Origin of the sequence: Streptomyces sp. NPDC085944 (genome assembly GCF_040686295.1) — a bacterium.
Classification (GTDB): domain Bacteria; phylum Actinomycetota; class Actinomycetes; order Streptomycetales; family Streptomycetaceae; genus Streptomyces; species Streptomyces salinarius.
The window spans coordinates 224,192-237,500 of record NZ_JBFBJX010000005.1; the positions used below are offsets into that span (position 1 = coordinate 224,192).

At 73.2% G+C, this 13,309-nt stretch carries 24 protein-coding genes; 3 read left to right on the plus strand and 21 right to left on the minus strand.

Going from position 1 to position 13,309, the window contains the following annotated elements:
- Nucleotides 1–107: 107 nt before the first annotated feature.
- The 4 genes from AB0P07_RS11885 to AB0P07_RS11900 all read right to left on the minus strand — a co-directional run bounded on the left by AB0P07_RS11885 (nt 108) and on the right by AB0P07_RS11900 (nt 2,676).
- Nucleotides 108–1,622 carry a glycosyltransferase gene (locus AB0P07_RS11885; RefSeq protein ID WP_365548688.1) on the minus strand — a complete coding sequence of 505 codons (1,515 nt, stop codon included), beginning with the start codon at nt 1,620–1,622 and terminating at the stop codon, nt 108–110.
- A complete protein-coding gene (locus tag AB0P07_RS11890; protein WP_365548691.1) occupies nt 1,619–1,789 on the minus strand; it encodes a hypothetical protein in 171 nt (56 codons plus the stop codon). Before AB0P07_RS11890 ends, AB0P07_RS11885 begins: the two co-directional genes overlap by 4 nt.
- 81 nt (nt 1,790–1,870) lie before the next feature.
- Nucleotides 1,871–2,089 carry a hypothetical protein gene (locus tag AB0P07_RS11895; RefSeq protein WP_365548694.1) on the minus strand — a complete coding sequence of 73 codons (219 nt, stop codon included), beginning with the start codon at nt 2,087–2,089 and terminating at the stop codon, nt 1,871–1,873.
- Complete coding sequence (locus tag AB0P07_RS11900) at nt 2,086–2,676, minus strand: hypothetical protein (RefSeq protein ID WP_365548697.1); 591 nt, start codon at nt 2,674–2,676, stop codon at nt 2,086–2,088. Before AB0P07_RS11900 ends, AB0P07_RS11895 begins: the two co-directional genes overlap by 4 nt.
- Before the next feature lie 198 nt (nt 2,677–2,874).
- Here AB0P07_RS11900 and AB0P07_RS11905 point away from each other — a divergent pair, with 198 nt between their 5' ends.
- Both AB0P07_RS11905 and AB0P07_RS11910 read left to right on the plus strand, forming a co-directional pair.
- Complete coding sequence (locus tag AB0P07_RS11905; protein ID WP_361670193.1) at nt 2,875–3,171, plus strand: hypothetical protein; 297 nt, start codon at nt 2,875–2,877, stop codon at nt 3,169–3,171.
- The gene (locus AB0P07_RS11910) at nt 3,164–3,670 is read left to right on the plus strand and encodes a DUF6221 family protein (protein WP_365548700.1); all 507 of its coding nucleotides are present in this window, start codon (nt 3,164–3,166) and stop codon (nt 3,668–3,670) included. The genes AB0P07_RS11905 and AB0P07_RS11910 overlap by 8 nt, the downstream gene beginning before the upstream one ends.
- Before the next feature lie 57 nt (nt 3,671–3,727).
- On the opposite strand, the gene AB0P07_RS11915 is transcribed toward AB0P07_RS11910, so the two are convergent.
- Both AB0P07_RS11915 and AB0P07_RS11920 read right to left on the minus strand, forming a co-directional pair.
- Nucleotides 3,728–3,907: a hypothetical protein gene (locus AB0P07_RS11915; RefSeq protein ID WP_361670185.1), complete on the minus strand. Its 180-nt coding sequence runs from the start codon at nt 3,905–3,907 to the stop codon at nt 3,728–3,730.
- Between the two features lie 21 nt (nt 3,908–3,928).
- Nucleotides 3,929–4,123, minus strand: coding sequence for a hypothetical protein (locus tag AB0P07_RS11920; protein WP_365548704.1), 195 nt, complete (start codon nt 4,121–4,123; stop codon nt 3,929–3,931).
- 58 nt (nt 4,124–4,181) lie between these two features.
- Here AB0P07_RS11920 and AB0P07_RS11925 point away from each other — a divergent pair, with 58 nt between their 5' ends.
- Nucleotides 4,182–4,394 (plus strand): hypothetical protein, encoded by a 213-nt coding sequence (locus AB0P07_RS11925; protein ID WP_365548706.1) that lies wholly within the window; start codon nt 4,182–4,184, stop codon nt 4,392–4,394.
- Between the two features lie 169 nt (nt 4,395–4,563).
- Here AB0P07_RS11925 and AB0P07_RS11930 read toward each other — a convergent pair whose 3' ends face one another.
- The 15 genes from AB0P07_RS11930 to AB0P07_RS12000 form a co-directional block, all read right to left on the minus strand.
- Complete coding sequence (locus AB0P07_RS11930) at nt 4,564–4,809, minus strand: hypothetical protein (protein ID WP_365548708.1); 246 nt, start codon at nt 4,807–4,809, stop codon at nt 4,564–4,566.
- Nucleotides 4,806–5,621: a hypothetical protein gene (locus AB0P07_RS11935; protein ID WP_365548711.1), complete on the minus strand. Its 816-nt coding sequence runs from the start codon at nt 5,619–5,621 to the stop codon at nt 4,806–4,808. The genes AB0P07_RS11930 and AB0P07_RS11935 overlap by 4 nt, the downstream gene beginning before the upstream one ends.
- A 96-nt stretch (nt 5,622–5,717) precedes the next feature.
- Nucleotides 5,718–5,966, minus strand: a complete 249-nt coding sequence (locus tag AB0P07_RS11940; protein WP_365549268.1) for a MarR family winged helix-turn-helix transcriptional regulator — start codon at nt 5,964–5,966, stop codon at nt 5,718–5,720.
- 5 nt (nt 5,967–5,971) lie between these two features.
- A complete protein-coding gene (locus AB0P07_RS11945; RefSeq protein WP_365548714.1) occupies nt 5,972–6,517 on the minus strand; it encodes a hypothetical protein in 546 nt (181 codons plus the stop codon).
- Nucleotides 6,514–7,905, minus strand: coding sequence for a hypothetical protein (locus AB0P07_RS11950; protein WP_365548717.1), 1,392 nt, complete (start codon nt 7,903–7,905; stop codon nt 6,514–6,516). The genes AB0P07_RS11945 and AB0P07_RS11950 overlap by 4 nt, the downstream gene beginning before the upstream one ends.
- Nucleotides 7,902–8,207 (minus strand): hypothetical protein, encoded by a 306-nt coding sequence (locus AB0P07_RS11955; protein WP_365548720.1) that lies wholly within the window; start codon nt 8,205–8,207, stop codon nt 7,902–7,904. Before AB0P07_RS11955 ends, AB0P07_RS11950 begins: the two co-directional genes overlap by 4 nt.
- Nucleotides 8,204–8,521, minus strand: a complete 318-nt coding sequence (locus tag AB0P07_RS11960) for a hypothetical protein (protein ID WP_365548723.1) — start codon at nt 8,519–8,521, stop codon at nt 8,204–8,206. The genes AB0P07_RS11955 and AB0P07_RS11960 overlap by 4 nt, the downstream gene beginning before the upstream one ends.
- Entirely contained in the window at nt 8,518–8,868 is a 351-nt protein-coding gene (locus AB0P07_RS11965) for a hypothetical protein (RefSeq protein ID WP_365548726.1), read from the minus strand. Before AB0P07_RS11965 ends, AB0P07_RS11960 begins: the two co-directional genes overlap by 4 nt.
- A gap of 77 nt (nt 8,869–8,945) precedes the next feature.
- Complete coding sequence (locus AB0P07_RS11970) at nt 8,946–9,143, minus strand: hypothetical protein (protein WP_365548729.1); 198 nt, start codon at nt 9,141–9,143, stop codon at nt 8,946–8,948.
- On the minus strand, nt 9,140–9,445 hold the full coding sequence (locus tag AB0P07_RS11975) for a hypothetical protein (protein ID WP_365548731.1): 306 nt from the start codon (nt 9,443–9,445) through the stop codon (nt 9,140–9,142). Before AB0P07_RS11975 ends, AB0P07_RS11970 begins: the two co-directional genes overlap by 4 nt.
- The gene (locus AB0P07_RS11980; protein ID WP_365548734.1) at nt 9,442–9,873 is read right to left on the minus strand and encodes a hypothetical protein; all 432 of its coding nucleotides are present in this window, start codon (nt 9,871–9,873) and stop codon (nt 9,442–9,444) included. The genes AB0P07_RS11975 and AB0P07_RS11980 overlap by 4 nt, the downstream gene beginning before the upstream one ends.
- A complete protein-coding gene (locus AB0P07_RS11985; protein ID WP_365548737.1) occupies nt 9,866–10,087 on the minus strand; it encodes a hypothetical protein in 222 nt (73 codons plus the stop codon). The genes AB0P07_RS11980 and AB0P07_RS11985 overlap by 8 nt, the downstream gene beginning before the upstream one ends.
- Entirely contained in the window at nt 10,084–11,307 is a 1,224-nt protein-coding gene (locus AB0P07_RS11990) for a WhiB family transcriptional regulator (RefSeq protein ID WP_365548740.1), read from the minus strand. Before AB0P07_RS11990 ends, AB0P07_RS11985 begins: the two co-directional genes overlap by 4 nt.
- Complete coding sequence (locus AB0P07_RS11995) at nt 11,304–11,660, minus strand: hypothetical protein (RefSeq protein WP_365548742.1); 357 nt, start codon at nt 11,658–11,660, stop codon at nt 11,304–11,306. Before AB0P07_RS11995 ends, AB0P07_RS11990 begins: the two co-directional genes overlap by 4 nt.
- Nucleotides 11,660–13,303, minus strand: coding sequence for a hypothetical protein (locus AB0P07_RS12000; protein WP_365548745.1), 1,644 nt, complete (start codon nt 13,301–13,303; stop codon nt 11,660–11,662). The genes AB0P07_RS11995 and AB0P07_RS12000 overlap by 1 nt, the downstream gene beginning before the upstream one ends.
- Nucleotides 13,304–13,309 lie beyond the last annotated feature (6 nt).

Here is a 13,309-nt window from a genome sequence, read left to right on the forward strand (position 1 = left end):
GGCGAGGACGGTGGTGACGAGGAACGGGCCGGGCTGCGCCGTGAGCAGGGCGACGACGGCGCAGACGGTGAAGCCGTAGCGGGCGAGGGGGCTCGCGAGGTGGCGGCTCATCGGGCGGGCCAGGCGAGCTCGAGGGTGTTCTCCGTGTCCGGGTCCAACAGTTTGACGAGGGGGATCTCCACCGTGTCGCTGTCCGACCGGGCCGCAGGCAGCGCGAGGGGGACGGCCGCGGCCTCGAGCGCCGGCGTGGCCCCGGCGAGGGAGACCTCGGCGCCGTTCTGGCGGGTGCCCCATCCGGTGCGGGCGCAGGTGGCCACGCCCCACCAGCGCATCACGCGGAGCACCGTCCAGGAGCCGACGACTGCGAGCGGCATGAGGAGCCAGGTGACGGCGCGGTGGCGCATGCGTTCGTCGGAGCGGATGACGCCGAGGTAGCGCAGGGCCTGCGCCCAGCCGATCAGGAACGGCACGACCAGGAAGGAGGCGGGCGGCAGGTTGCCGTAGCGGAGGGGCTCGACGACCAGGAGCCAGGCGAGGACGACGGTGGACAGGGCGACCTGGAACCACCTGAGGAGGTGGGCCCAGTAGGCGTATCCGGTGACGGGGAGGTAGCGCATGCGCCACACGGAGCGGATGGTGGAGCCGCGCATCCACCGCATGTACATGCGGGCGAAGTGGGAGGCCTTCTCCGGGAGGGCGGTGAACACCACGGCGCTGGGCTGCTGGACGGTGCGGCCGCGCAGCAGGGCGTACAGGGTGAGCAGGCTGTCGTCGGAGAAGCGGACGGGCCGGCCGAGGAAGGTCTCGTTCAGGTAGGAGTCGAGGTTGTCGCGGACGACGTCGGCGCGGTAGGCGGCGAGGGGGCCGGAGTTCACGAGGACGGCGCCCATGGCGGACAGGGCGCTGCGGTCGGTGAGCTGCCCGGTCGTGAACCACAGGTCCGTGATGCGGGTCAGCAGGTTGGCGCGGTGGTTGGTGGCGAGGACGATGCCGGCCACCGACTGCACCCGTGCCCGGGCGAGGGGGGCGAGGATCTCCTCGACGGCGTTCGGGGCGAGGCAGGAGTCCGAGTCGACGGTGATGTAGACGTCCGCGTACGGGCTGGCCTGGACGCCGGTGGCCTGGGCGTGGCGCTTGCCCTGGTTGGGCGTGCGGTGCCAGGTGGTGGTGATGCCGGCCGCGGCGGCGGCGCGGGTCCACCAGGCGCGGACGGTGGCGTAGTCGCTGCTGGTGGATCCGTCGTCGACGACGTGGACGCTGTCCGGCCGTCGGGTCTGGGTGAGGAACGACTGCAGGCCGAGCCGGAGGTAGCCGGGGTCCTCGTTGTAGACGGGCAGGAGGACCGCGGTGTGCAGTGCGTCGAGCTGGCGGTGGGCGCGCGGGCTGACCCGGCGGGGCCGCTCGAAGTGGTACATGAGGGTCTGGGAGAGCAGCAGCAGGAAGGTGACGGCCCACACCGCGGCGAGCCTGCTGCTGGTCTCGTCGCTGTAGGAGGCGGCGGTGATGCCGTGGTGGCTGGCCCAGAGGGCGGCGGCGACGAGGGTGATCGCGGCGGCGAGGACGGTGCCGGAGCGGTGGACCCGCGCGGCGAGCGGCGTATGGCGGGTGTGCTGGGTGGTCACTGCTGCCCCGCGTTCTTGCCGCGGCGGAAGCCGAAGCGGATCGCGAGGGCGCCGACGGCGACGATGCTGGCGGCCGCGGAGAGGAGCCACCAGCCGGTGATGACGGCGCCGCCGATGGCGATCGCGCCGAGGGCTCCGGTGGAGGCGAGACGGGCGTGGTCAGACACGAGGAACGTCCTTCTGGATCTTGGGTGGGTGGGTGGCCGGGCCGCGGGGGGAGGTTCGCGGCCCGGCCGGTCTGGTGGTGGTCAGGCCGCCAGGGCGGAGGGCTGCCGCGGGTGCGGGCGGGGCGGCCGGATGGGCAGCGGGTCCGGCGCGCGCCCGTGGTCGGGGTCGGGCTCGGCGGCGACCGCCAGGAGCGGGCGGGGCCCGGTGCCGGGGTCGACCCAGGCACCGCACTTCCCGCACACGAGCTGGGAGCCGCTCGCGCGCATCGGCCGGCCGCAGCACACCGGGGCCGCGCTCACTCGGTCACCTCGTGGGCGAGGGCCGCGGCGGCGGTGCGGAGCCGGGCGGCGTACTGGCGGCGGGTCAGAGCGACGTCGATCTCCGGCGCGTGCTGGCGCAGGGCGCGGAGGACGGGCGGGTCCATGGTGGTGGCCTGCAGCAGGGCGTGACGTCCGATGGTGGTGATCGTCGCGTTCGGGCGGTGGGTCTCGAGGCGGCCGGCCATCTCACCGAGCAGCTGCAGCGCGATCGCCGTGGCGGTCTGGGCCTTCGGCCGGGCGCACCGCGGGGTGTTCATCCCGAGGTTCTTGGCGGTGGCGCGGAGGCGGAGGGCGGCCTCGCCGCGGGTGATGCCGTCGCTCAGGTCGGGCATGGCGCGGGTGGCGCGGGCGACGCTGTCGTCGCGTACGGCCTGGGGGAGCTTGCCGAGGACGGCGTCGATGGCCATGGTCATCGCGAGGCCGCCGGCGCGGTTGGTCATCGGCTCGGCCGGGTCCCGCTCGAGCAGCCGGGCCGTGAAGACCAGGAGGCGCGCGGCGTAGGACGGCTGTTCGACCAGCGTGCGCAGGGCTTCGCCGGTGTCGGGAGGCTGGGTAGGGTCAGCCATGGGCCTGCTCCTTCGATCGCTTCGGGGTGGGTCCACCCCGGCCCACATGGAGCGGCAACTCCGGGCCGGGGCTTTGTTGTTGGACACGAGACCGAGGAGCGGCCTCGCCAGCACAAGCTAAACCCTAGGGTTGATGAACGCAACCCTAGGGTTTAGCTTGGTGGCGTTGTCGCGCTCTCACCGCAGGAAGGAGCGCGGGTGGCTGACGAGTTGGAGGAGGTGCAGCGCCTGGTGGAAACCATCGAGGCGTTCGAGGCCATCGAGGACGACGAGGCATGCGCCGTCGCCGTGTCGCAGGCGCTGGCCCAATGGCCTGCCCATCACTCGCGCCTCCGGGAACTGCGACAGCGCCGCGTCCAGGCGCTCAAGGAACAGGGCAAGACCTGGGCCGAGATCGGTCAGCTCCTCGGCGGAGTGACCCCGGCCCGGGCGCAGCAGATCGGCGCCGGCCTCAGCGGCGCATCGCGGAAGAAGAGAGAGCAGGCCGATGGATGACCTGGTGCATTGGCTGCGCGCACAGCTCGACGACGACGAGCGAATCGCGCGCGCGGCGAGCGGCGCAACGGTAGTCGGCGAGCCGGGGGCCTGGGAGGCGGCACCGCTCGGTGACGAGTGGGAAGTCTCCAGCGGCGAGGACGAGGAACTGCTGGTTGCCCTGCGCCCGGGCCTCCCGCGACCGCCGGACGTGATGAGCGGGCTCTGGGGCGCCGTCGTCTCGCACCGCCAGGACGAGGCTGATCCCGACGCGGACTCGCCCACGCATGCCTTCGAGCACGCGGCCCGACATGATCCGGCGCGGGTACTGCGCGAGATCAACGCCAAGCGGCAGCTGTTCGCGATCCACCGGTCAGAGCCGAACCCGGATTGGGACCGGCCCGGCGTCGACGGACGATCCTGCACCTGTTGCATCACGCAGTACCCGTGCCCGACCCTGCGCCTGTTCGCCCTGCCTTACGCGGACCGGCCCGGCTACCGCGAGCACTGGCGGCCGTAGCCCGCATGCATCGAGGCCCCCGACTTCCAACGAGTCGGGGGCTTCGTCGTGCCCGGGCTACCGGCGGCGGGTGGACAGCACGTAGTCGCCCGAGCTGGGCGACGCGGCGAACCCAGCCTGCAGCCGCTCGACGGCCTCTTGGCCGCTGGGCAGCCTGACGGCCGGGATCTCATTGCGGTGGCGGCGCATGATCTGTCGCAGCGCGCGGGCGGCGACGGGGTACGGGCGGTGGGCCATGGCCGACAGGATGGCAGACGATCACCCCTGGTCCGGCCACTCCGTCAACACGGTGCCCGTCTCCTCGTCAGTGAGGGTGACGCGGGCGCCGGCCTGCCCGTAGGCGCCGATCCACGAGGCGACCTTCCGGCGGGCCACAGCCTCGTCCGCCCACCAGCCGTGCATCGTCGGTCGGCCGTCGAGGAGGAGGACCAGGTGGTAGCGCTCCGGGTACACGTCACCAGGATGACCCGCTCACCGTGCCGCCGCCGCTCGGCGAGCGGACGATGAGGGTATGAGCCCGCCGCCTGTGATCGTGTACCCGCCCGACGAGTCCGACGGCCGCCGGGTCCGGGTGGACGGGACGATCCTCGGCCTCGCCTACAGCACGCAGGACGTGGCCGCGTTCCTGCAGGAGGCCGGCCTTCAGGGCTGGGACGACCTCGACGTCGTACGGTCCGGCCTGATCGAGTGGCGTGGCGGTGGGCCCGAGGTGTGGACGCACTGAGCGTGAGCGAGCCGCCCGCCTTGTATCCCCCGTGGCGGGCGGCTCGAGCTATGTGGTCCAGAGATCAAGGTCGGCGGCGGTACAGAGTCCGTTCCAAGGAAGTAACCGCAGCCTGCGCACCTGGACACGAGCCACGGTAGCCGGTGCGAGCAGCGCCAGCATCCGAGTATCAGCCGGGTCTGCAGGAGTGGACACGGCGGATGATCTGGCCGGACCAGGTGCGCAGGTCTTCGGTGTCGCCCTCGCAGTTCTTCGTCAGGCACACGGTGAGGTTCGAGCGGAGGGGACGCTCCTCGATGAGGCCGAGCTCCCGCTCGAGGCGGTGGATGCGCACGTAGTCCGGGCGCGGCGGCGCGGGTGCCGGGCGTCGCCGGGAGGGGACGAGCCGGTTCCAGAGTGAGCGCAGGCGGTTCACGGCTGGGCTCCTTCGAGGACGGCGGGTGCGCAGTAGTGGACGCGGTGGGTGTGGCGGCCGGCCGGGAGTTCGTGGGTCTGGCCGGTGCAGTTCTTGGTGAGGCAGACGGCGCCGTGTTGGCCGACGTCGAGGCGTGCGGCGAGGGCGAGTTCCTCCCGGGTGTACATGGCGCGGCACTGGTCGTCGGTGCACTCGATGTACAGCTGGTGGTCGGTGGCGACGAGGGTCAGGCCGTCGCAGCGCGGGCACGGCTGGGGGACGGGGCGGCGTTGGGGGCGGAGGCGGGTGACGGCGCGGATGGTGCGCATCAGCTGGTGGAGCTCGTCACGGAGGTCGCCGGCCCAGGGTTGGTGGGCGGCCCAGTCGAGGACGTGGGGGTGGGCGAGCCAGGTGGCGATGGCGGTGGGGGTGAGGGCGGGTGGGTTGAGGCGGCGGGTGTCGCAGATGGTGCGGGCCCAGGGGATGAGGACGCCGAGGATGGGGACGGTGCCGTGCTGGTCGGCGGCGGCCTGGCCGTAGGGGTCGTGGGTGGCGTCGGACCAGGCGGCGGGGCCGAGGAGGTTGAGGATGTCGTCGCGGCCGGGGAGGGGCGCGGTGCGGTAGGCGGTGCGGCCGCCGGTGGAGGAGCCGGTGGTCTCCCGCTGGCGGGACGCCTCGAGGACGATGATCTGCCGGGGGAGTTCGACCTGCAGCCAGACGCCAATGAGGTGGACGCAGGGGTCGCAGAGGCGTTGGCCTGTGGTCTGCTCGTGGTCTCGGAGACTGCGGGTGCAGGTGGCCGCGGCGCAGGGCTGGGCTGTGTGGGTGGTCACCGGGTGTCTCCTTGCTGTGCTGGTGGTACGGGGTGGGTGGCCGGGCCGCGCCGTGTTGGGCGCGGCCCGGCAGCACCAGGTGGTGGTCGTCGGCTGCTACTCGCGGCGGGTCGTGGGTGCGAGGCCGGCGCGGAGCTGGCCGAGGTAGGTGAGGTGGTAGACCCAGGCGCCGTCGCGGGTGGGGTGGGGGCGGCTGCCGATCCAGCCCGCGCGCCCGAGCCGGTCGAGGATCGGGTAGACGGTGCCGGATCCCTTGCCCGTGGCCCGGCAGATCTCCAGGCCGGTCGGCGGGGCGGGGGCGTCGTGGATCGCGGTGAGGACGCGGTGCACGCCGCGGGTGATCATCAGCTTCACGGCTGTCCGTTCCGGGCTGGGGGTTCGATGGGTGGGCGTACGGGCTGGGGGATGGTGAGGCGGCCGTAGCCGTCGGCGATGCCGGCGTCCTCGAGGACCTGCTGCACCTGGTGCCATTCGAGGCGGACGTGGGGTTCCCACCGGCCGAGGTCGTCGGCCAGGCGCAGCAGCCGTCGGTCCAGGTCCCGCTCGCAGACCGCGGCGATCGCGTTGGTCAGTGTGCGCAGGCCGTCGTCGATCGAGGCCTGGACGGTGGCGGAGAAGGACGTCGTGCCGTGCTGGCACGGCATGGTGACGCCGGGCACCTTGCCGCGGACGACGAGTTCGTAGACGGTGTCGGCGATCGGGTCGTTGGTGTAGCCGAGGGACTTCCACTCCGTGGCGCCGTCGGGCAGGAAGAACACCGGCCGTACGTCGTCGGACAACGGGGCAGCCGGGTACCGGTACGAGGAGACCTCGTAGTACAGGGTCTCGAGGGCCTCGCGGTACGCCTCCATGGCCGCGCGTGCCCAGTCCGGCGGCGTCTCCTCGTGGCCGGTCACTCGTCCACCCCGTGCGGGCTGCTGGCCTGCGGTTCCGTGGCGGGGTGGACGACGTCGGGCGTGGTGGTGTCGGAGTCGTCCGCCTGGTGGGCGCCCTCGCAGCGGTCGGTGTAGGTGTGGCCCTCGGCGCAGGCCGGCCCGCACTGGTGGAACAGGTCGCGGGTGTGCTGACGGATGTCGGCGTACTTGTCCTCGGTGGTGTGGCCGTCCCACTGCGCCCGGGGATGGTCGGTGTCCACGTGGGGGACGCACGCGAACAGGTCGGCGTCGCGAGGGCTGATGTGCCAGCTGGCCTGGCGGCCGCCGATGGTGAGGTAGACGATCTGCCAGCCCGGCTCCTCGACGTCGACGGCGGGGGCGATGACGGCGCCGTCGGTCATCGCGGCCAGGAGCGCGACGAGGTACGCCCGCTCCCGATACGCACCGTCCCGCTCGGCCTCGGCCCGCTCCACACGGTGGGACAGACCCATGGCGTGGTAGGCGAGGGCCTCCTCCGGCTGCACGTTGCGGTGATCGTCACCGAGTTCAGCGACCATCTCCTGCCTGCCCTCGTCGACGACGGCGGCCGTCGCCGACGAGGGCAGTCCTTCCAGTGCGGCGTTCGTGGGGCAGTGCTCGTACCCGCAGGGGCTGTTGTCCGTGGACGATCCGTCGTAGCAGGAGCACTCGACACAGATGAGGAGGCCGCGGTGGTCGGCGGGGCGGTGGAGTGCGCGCACGCGGGCGATGGCAGCTTCGGCTTGTTCGGCGCGCTGCAGTTGCCGCATCGTCTCGGTCTCCTGCTCGGCCAGCCGGGTCCGGAGCCGGTCCCGGTCCGTGGTGAGCCGGGCGGTGCGGTCGGCCTGGTACTGGGCACGCTGCTCGTACGCCTGGGCGCGGCCTTCGAAGTTCTCGGCGCGCTCCTCGGCGGCGAGCATGCGGGCGCGCACGTCGGCGACGTCCTCGACTACGCCCCGTTCGGGGCCTTCGCCGGTGCGGCCGGTGGCGGCGGCGTGCATGTCGGCGATCGTCTTGCACGCGCTGAGGTAGTCGGCTTTGAAGCGCTCGGCCTCGTCCTCCTCTGCAGTCAGTTCCGGCTCGGTCGTTGCCGGGTTGGACTCTTCGGCTGTGGCCACCATGTGGTCGGCCTCGACGCAGTGTGAGGAGACGCAGCGGCCGAGGTGCGTTGCGTCGAGCGCGGCCTGGACGGCGCGCCAGATGACGGCGTTGCGGTGGACGGGGTCGGGCGGCAGGTAGGTGTCGAGGCCTCGGATGTATCCGTAGACGGCGTCGTAGGCGGGCTGTCGTGGATCGGGGCGGACGGGCAGGGACGTCTGCAGTTCCTCGTCGGAGGGGGGCTCGGGGTGGGTGTCGTCCTCGGTGGCCGGGTCGGCCGGCTGGTCGTTCACTGGGTCTGGTCCTTTCGGTTGAGGTCGGCTTCGTTGGCGGGGGTGCCGTAGCCGGGTGGGATGCCGAGCGCGGTGCAGCAGGGGGTGCAGCGGCGGCGGCCGAGGCGGGAGAAGAGGCCGGGCATCCACCAGCGGCGGCGCATCCCGCACGCCGCGCGGGCCAGGAGCGGCCGGTTCTCGTCGATGGAGTCCCTCATCTGCTGGCGGGTGATGACCTGGCCGGGGATGGCGTGGAGGCGGCGCCACTTCCCGGACACCAGCCACCAGTGGCCGGCGTTCTCGGAGATGGGGTGGGCCGTCATGAGGCGTCCGCCTGGCGGTGGGCCTGTCGGTCGTCGGTCGTCGCCATGACGCAGCGGGACGGATCGGTGGTGAGCCAGCCGGTGCCCGGCATGTCGCAGGCCAGCTCTGCCGGGTGCCGGTCGGCGTAGACCATGTCCCGCTGGATGACGGCCATGTGCTCGTCGCAGACCAGGGAGAAGTCGGCGGGGTACACGAGGTGCCATGCGATGTGCCAGGTGGCGGGCGCACCGTGGGCCGGGGAGTCGGCGTCGGGTTTCCAGCCGCAGCGGGGATCGGCGATGCGCTCGGTGGGGGTGAGCTTGGGGAAGGTCACGCTGCCTCCCGGTGCTGCTGCTCGATGTGGTCGAGGAACTTGGTGAGGGAGTGTTGGGTGCAGTCCTCGCCGTGGGCCTGGTCGTGGGAGGCGTGGCCGAGGGCGCAGCACGGGTTCAGGGGCGGGGGGTTGTCGCCGCGGGCGCAGCGTCTGGCCCACTCGGCCTCGAGCCGGCGGCGGCGCAGCCGGCGGTGTTCGCGGAGGGCGGCCTCGGTGAGGACCAGGACGCCGAACGCGAACAGCATGGCGGGTATGTGCAGGCCGTGGGCGAGGGCGTTGATGGTGGCGGCGGTGAGGAGGACGGCGCCGGCGGCCGCGGCATACAGGTATCGGCGGGTACTGGGCACAGGCTGCTCCTGGCGGTGGGGAGGGCGCCCTGCCCGGCCGTAGCCGGGCAGGGCAGCACGGGCGGACGGGGCGCTGGTCACGCGGCTTCCTCGTACTCGTCGCGCGAGGGGCGGTGCTGCCGGCGGATACGCCGCCACAGCGCCCGGGCGGTCACGCACACGGCGGCCGCGATGCCGAAGAGCACCGCCGTGGTGAGGGCGGCGAGCACGGCGACCCAGGCGAGGAGCGCCCAGCCGAGGGTGAAGATCGTGTCGATGGCCTCGCGGATGATCACGCCGTGCCTCCCGCCGGAGCCGTACGGCGCACACCCTGGAAGCGGCGTGCCAGGTCTCGCAGGCGCCGGCGTGTGCCGTCGCCGCTGATCCACCACATCCATACGCAGAGAGCGACGCCGCCTGCGGAGAACCCCGCGGTGATCGTGTGGCCGTCGAGGACGTTCGCGATGAGGTAGGACACGTTGCCGAGCGCAAGGCCGGCCCACAGCTGGCGCCGCTGGATCCGGCCGGTGGCGAAGGCGATGACGGCCGTGCCGATGAGGAGCGCTCCGACAGCAGCGAGCGCCAGGGACATGATCACGAGGTGTGCTCCGGGGTGTGCTGCGCCTCGACGGCGTAGGAGGCGGTGGTGCGGATGAGGCGGAACTCCCGCCGTGGCGTATGGCGTCGGGTGCTGGCCGTGCGGACGGCCTCCTCGAAGTCCTCGCGTGCGGCGGTGTGGTCGGGCCACGGCGCGCCGTACGCCCGCCAGGGCCCGTCGCCCGAGCGGGTCTCCACCTGCCACTGGCGGATGGTCGGCTTCGGCGGCTGCCGAAGTTCGAGCGCTTCCCTGGGGAGGACGTGCCGGCCGACGTACACGGCTACGGCGAGGGTGATCTCGCTGATGAGCTGGTCGGCGCCGCCGGGGCCGAGGCGCACGGGCACGGTGTGCACCTTGTCGCCGATGGCCGCGGCGAGCGGGCCAAGCTCGGCGAGCAGCTCGGCGTCGGTGCGAGGGGCGTCACTCACTGGTGGGGTCCTGTTCCTCGAGCGGGAGTTGGCCGTCGGTGGTGGGCACGGGCTGGGCGAGGGCGGCCCGGATGTTGCGGGGGCTGGCGCGGATCGCGGCGCGTTGGGCGGGAGCGAGCTTGCGCCAGCACCCGGCCCCGATCCGGCGTGCCCGGGCGGCCGCGGACCGGATCGGCTTGTGGCACAGCGCGCACTCGGTGTCGGTCTCGGTCACGACGTGCCGCCGCCGGTCTGGGCGTTGGCCGCTCGCCAGGCGTCGAGGACGCGCTTGGGGATCTGGCCCACCGTCGGACAGGCGATGTCGTTCTCGACGGCCCAGGCGCGAACGGTGCGGGTGTCGTAGTCCCGGACGTACGCGCCGGACCTGCGCTTCTTCTTGGCCGGGGCGAGCTCGGCCTCCCGAGCGGCGAGGGCGGTGAGTTCCTTCTCCAGCCGCGCACGCTTGGCGGTGATGGCGGTCAGCTCCTGGTCGGCGTCGTACCGCTGGCGCAGCCCGACGAGGGAGGCCTCGATACGGGCGCCCTGCGCCTGGACGTTGGGGTCCGGGTGATCCTCCGCCCACGCCAGGAGCTTGCTGGTGCTGACGGCCTCGGTGGTGTGTGGGGTGGTGGTCACGGCAGGGCGGGTCCTTTCAGACGGTGCGCCGGCGGGGCGCTGGGGTGCGGAGGACGGGGCGGCGTTGCGCATGAGGTCGTCGGTGAGGTGGGCGCCGGCGAAGCACGCCTGCTCGCCGCAGTTGCTGCGGACGTAGCCGACCGGGGCGCGGCCGTGGTGCTCCTCGAAGACCACGCGGCGGGCGTTGAAGCGGCGTTGCTCGGCGTGAAGTTGCGCCATGCGGCCGGACATGGGTCCGGTCCAGCGGGCGTGTCCGTCGCCGTACGGCTCGACGTTTTCGGCGAGGGCCGCGGCCTTCGTACGGGAGGGAGGCGAGCCGGTGCGGCCGGACGGTGGAAGGCCTGCTCTGCGGCGGATCCGGATGATGGTCGGCGCGCTGATCCCGAGCTCCGCTTTGATCTCGCTGTACGAGGCTCTGGCGCGGAGCAGCTCGATGGTGCGCCGCTCGACGACGGCGCGCTGCTCGGGCGTGTACCGGCCGCCGTTGGAGCGGGCAGGCCGGGGCGCCGCGGTGGGCTGCTGCTCCTCGTGCTCCTCGGCGGCGGGGTCGGCCGTGTCCAGGACGTCCCGCAGCACGCCGATCGCTTTCGTCTTGTCCGTCGGGAGGACGGGCAGCAGCTTGCGCTCCTCGCGGGTGAGGCCACCCCAGACGCCGTGCGGTGCCTTCGTGGCGACCGCGTCGTACAGGCACTCGGCACGCACTGGGCACCGGCCGCACACCTCCTTCGCCGGGGCCGGGTAGCGCTTGTGGAAGGTGCTGGTGTCACCGGCGCAGGCCGCCTGCGACCGCCAGTCCTCCCGGGCTGCGGACGTGGTCACCGTCCCCACCCGCCCTGTCCCCACAGCGGCGGCTGGCTGGTCGGCCGACGTCGGGCGGGCCGGCGCACGGGGGCAGCCGGCGGCGACGGCCGCGAGCCCGCGTTGCCGGTGCAGCTGGTCCAGTGCGCGACGGCCTTCCACTCGAGGTGCTCAGGCTCCGGCCGGTCCGGCGTCAGCTCTCGGACGACCAGGCCGCCGAGCCCGTTGGTGTGGGCGGCCAGCCCACCCACCGGCGACGGCAGGGCGTTGAGCGGCGTGCGCTGCCCGGGCAGCGGGCCGGAGGCCCAGCGGATCTGCGCGCCGCACCGGTTGCAGGTGGTGACGCCGCGGCGTGGGTGCGGTGTGGTGGGCATCAGGTGTCCTCTCCGCGAGGGCGGCCGTGCAGGAGCGGCAGCGTCCTGAGGTGGCCGTAGAGGTGGAGCGCGACGGCCTCGCCGTGGGTGGCGACGGCGGCGAGGATCTCCTCGTCCGACGCGGCGTCGCGTTGGCGGTAGGTCTTCTTCGGCGGCAGCACCGAGGTCCGCGCCGGCCGCGCGTGGTCGGGCTGCTGGCGGGTGGCGGCCGCGGCCTGCAGGCGCTGCGCGCGCATCTGCTGCAGGCGGGCCTCGAGGTCGCGGGCGTACCGCCACCAGGCGGCGGTCGCCTCCTTCTGCCGGGCGCAGGTACGGCAGGCGGCGCCGGCCTCGTGGTCGTCGGGGTCGGCTCCCCAGATGACGCCGTCCTCGCAGCGGAGGTCGTCGCAGCCGCCGCGGACGATGCCTACGGCGAGGAGCCAGGCGCCCATGTCGCGGATGTCGGAGGGCGAGATGCTGCGGTAGCGGGCCTGGATGCGGGCGGCCATCCGCTCCGGCGTGATGCCGGCGTCGAGCTGGCGGCCGATCTCGCGGGCGACCCGGCGCAGTACGAAGCGGCGGACGTCGTCGAGTTCGTGGCGGACGGGGGCGAGCGCGATGTGGATGCGCTCGGTCCAGCGGAGCTCGGGCCCGGTGTAGGCGCCGGGGCCGTCGGGGTTGTGGTCGTGGTGGGGCGTCGTGGTGGGGCGGTTGCCGCGCGGAGCGCGAGTCTCGCCCCGCCCGAACGTGTCCGGCACCGAGTTGTCCACAGGGTCGGCGACCCACTTACGGTCACCTCGCCTACGGCGGGCACCCCCACCCAGCTCCGTCTCTTCAAGGTCGGTCAGTCCAAGGTGATCTTCCCTAGACGCGAGGGATCCGTCATGATCGCTCGGACCGGATCCGTCATGAATGACCGGTGACCCGGCATCCCACAGCGCCAGCTGCTCCGGCTCCTGGTCCTCGACGACCGGCGCCGGAGCAGGCGCCGGGTGGAGCGGGGTCCGGTTGGTCTCGTAGGCGTGGCGGCCCTGCCCGCCCTGACGCCGGCGCACCGTCAGCCAGCCCGTGCCCTCGAGCTCGTCGACCAGGCGCCGCGCGGACATCTCCGTGAGGTGCTGGCCCGCCTTCGCCCCGCTGTGGTGGTAGAGCATCTCGCCGAGCTCGGTCGTCGTGATCGGGATCTGGCGGGCGGTGGCGTAGGTGAGGAGCGCGTACACGCGGAGCAGCCGCGGCGTGAGGGCCTCGGCCGCGCGGACCGGGATACGGACCCACAGCTCGTCCTCGGCGAGCGGGCGGACGGTGCGGTGCGCGCTCTCGCCGGTGCCGCCCGACGCGGTACGGCGGGTGGTGGGCACCTCGACGATGCCGTCGACGGGGTCGGGGTTGCGCAGCTGCTTGAGGCCGCGTTCGACCGCGGACTTGGACATGCCGAGGTAGGTGGCGAGGGTGGTGACGCGGGCGGTGCAGCCCTCCGGGCGGAGGGCCAGCGCTGCGATCTTGACGTAGGCAGCCAGGGCAGCGTCGCTGTACTGGCTGCCCGCGACCAGGCGCAGAGGCACGCGGACGGTGAGTCCGCCGGCGCGCGGCCGCGCACCCGGAGCCGCGGACTGCGGCTGGGTGTGCGGTGCAGCCTCGGCGGCTGCGAACGCGACGGCGGACATCAGGTT

Coding starts and splice junctions, on each gene's coding strand:
- AB0P07_RS11900 (WP_365548697.1), bottom strand. CDS start 2,676: ATGGCTGACCCTACCCAGCCTCCCGACACCGGCGAAGCCCTGCGCACG.
- AB0P07_RS11910 (WP_365548700.1), top strand. CDS start 3,164: ATGGATGACCTGGTGCATTGGCTGCGCGCACAGCTCGACGACGACGAG.
- AB0P07_RS11915 (WP_361670185.1), bottom strand. CDS start 3,907: ATGGCCCACCGCCCGTACCCCGTCGCCGCCCGCGCGCTGCGACAGATC.
- AB0P07_RS11925 (WP_365548706.1), top strand. CDS start 4,182: ATGAGCCCGCCGCCTGTGATCGTGTACCCGCCCGACGAGTCCGACGGC.
- AB0P07_RS11940 (WP_365549268.1), bottom strand. CDS start 5,966: ATGATCACCCGCGGCGTGCACCGCGTCCTCACCGCGATCCACGACGCC.
- AB0P07_RS11955 (WP_365548720.1), bottom strand. CDS start 8,207: ATGACGGCCCACCCCATCTCCGAGAACGCCGGCCACTGGTGGCTGGTG.
- AB0P07_RS11995 (WP_365548742.1), bottom strand. CDS start 11,660: ATGCCCACCACACCGCACCCACGCCGCGGCGTCACCACCTGCAACCGG.
- AB0P07_RS12000 (WP_365548745.1), bottom strand. CDS start 13,303: ATGTCCGCCGTCGCGTTCGCAGCCGCCGAGGCTGCACCGCACACCCAG.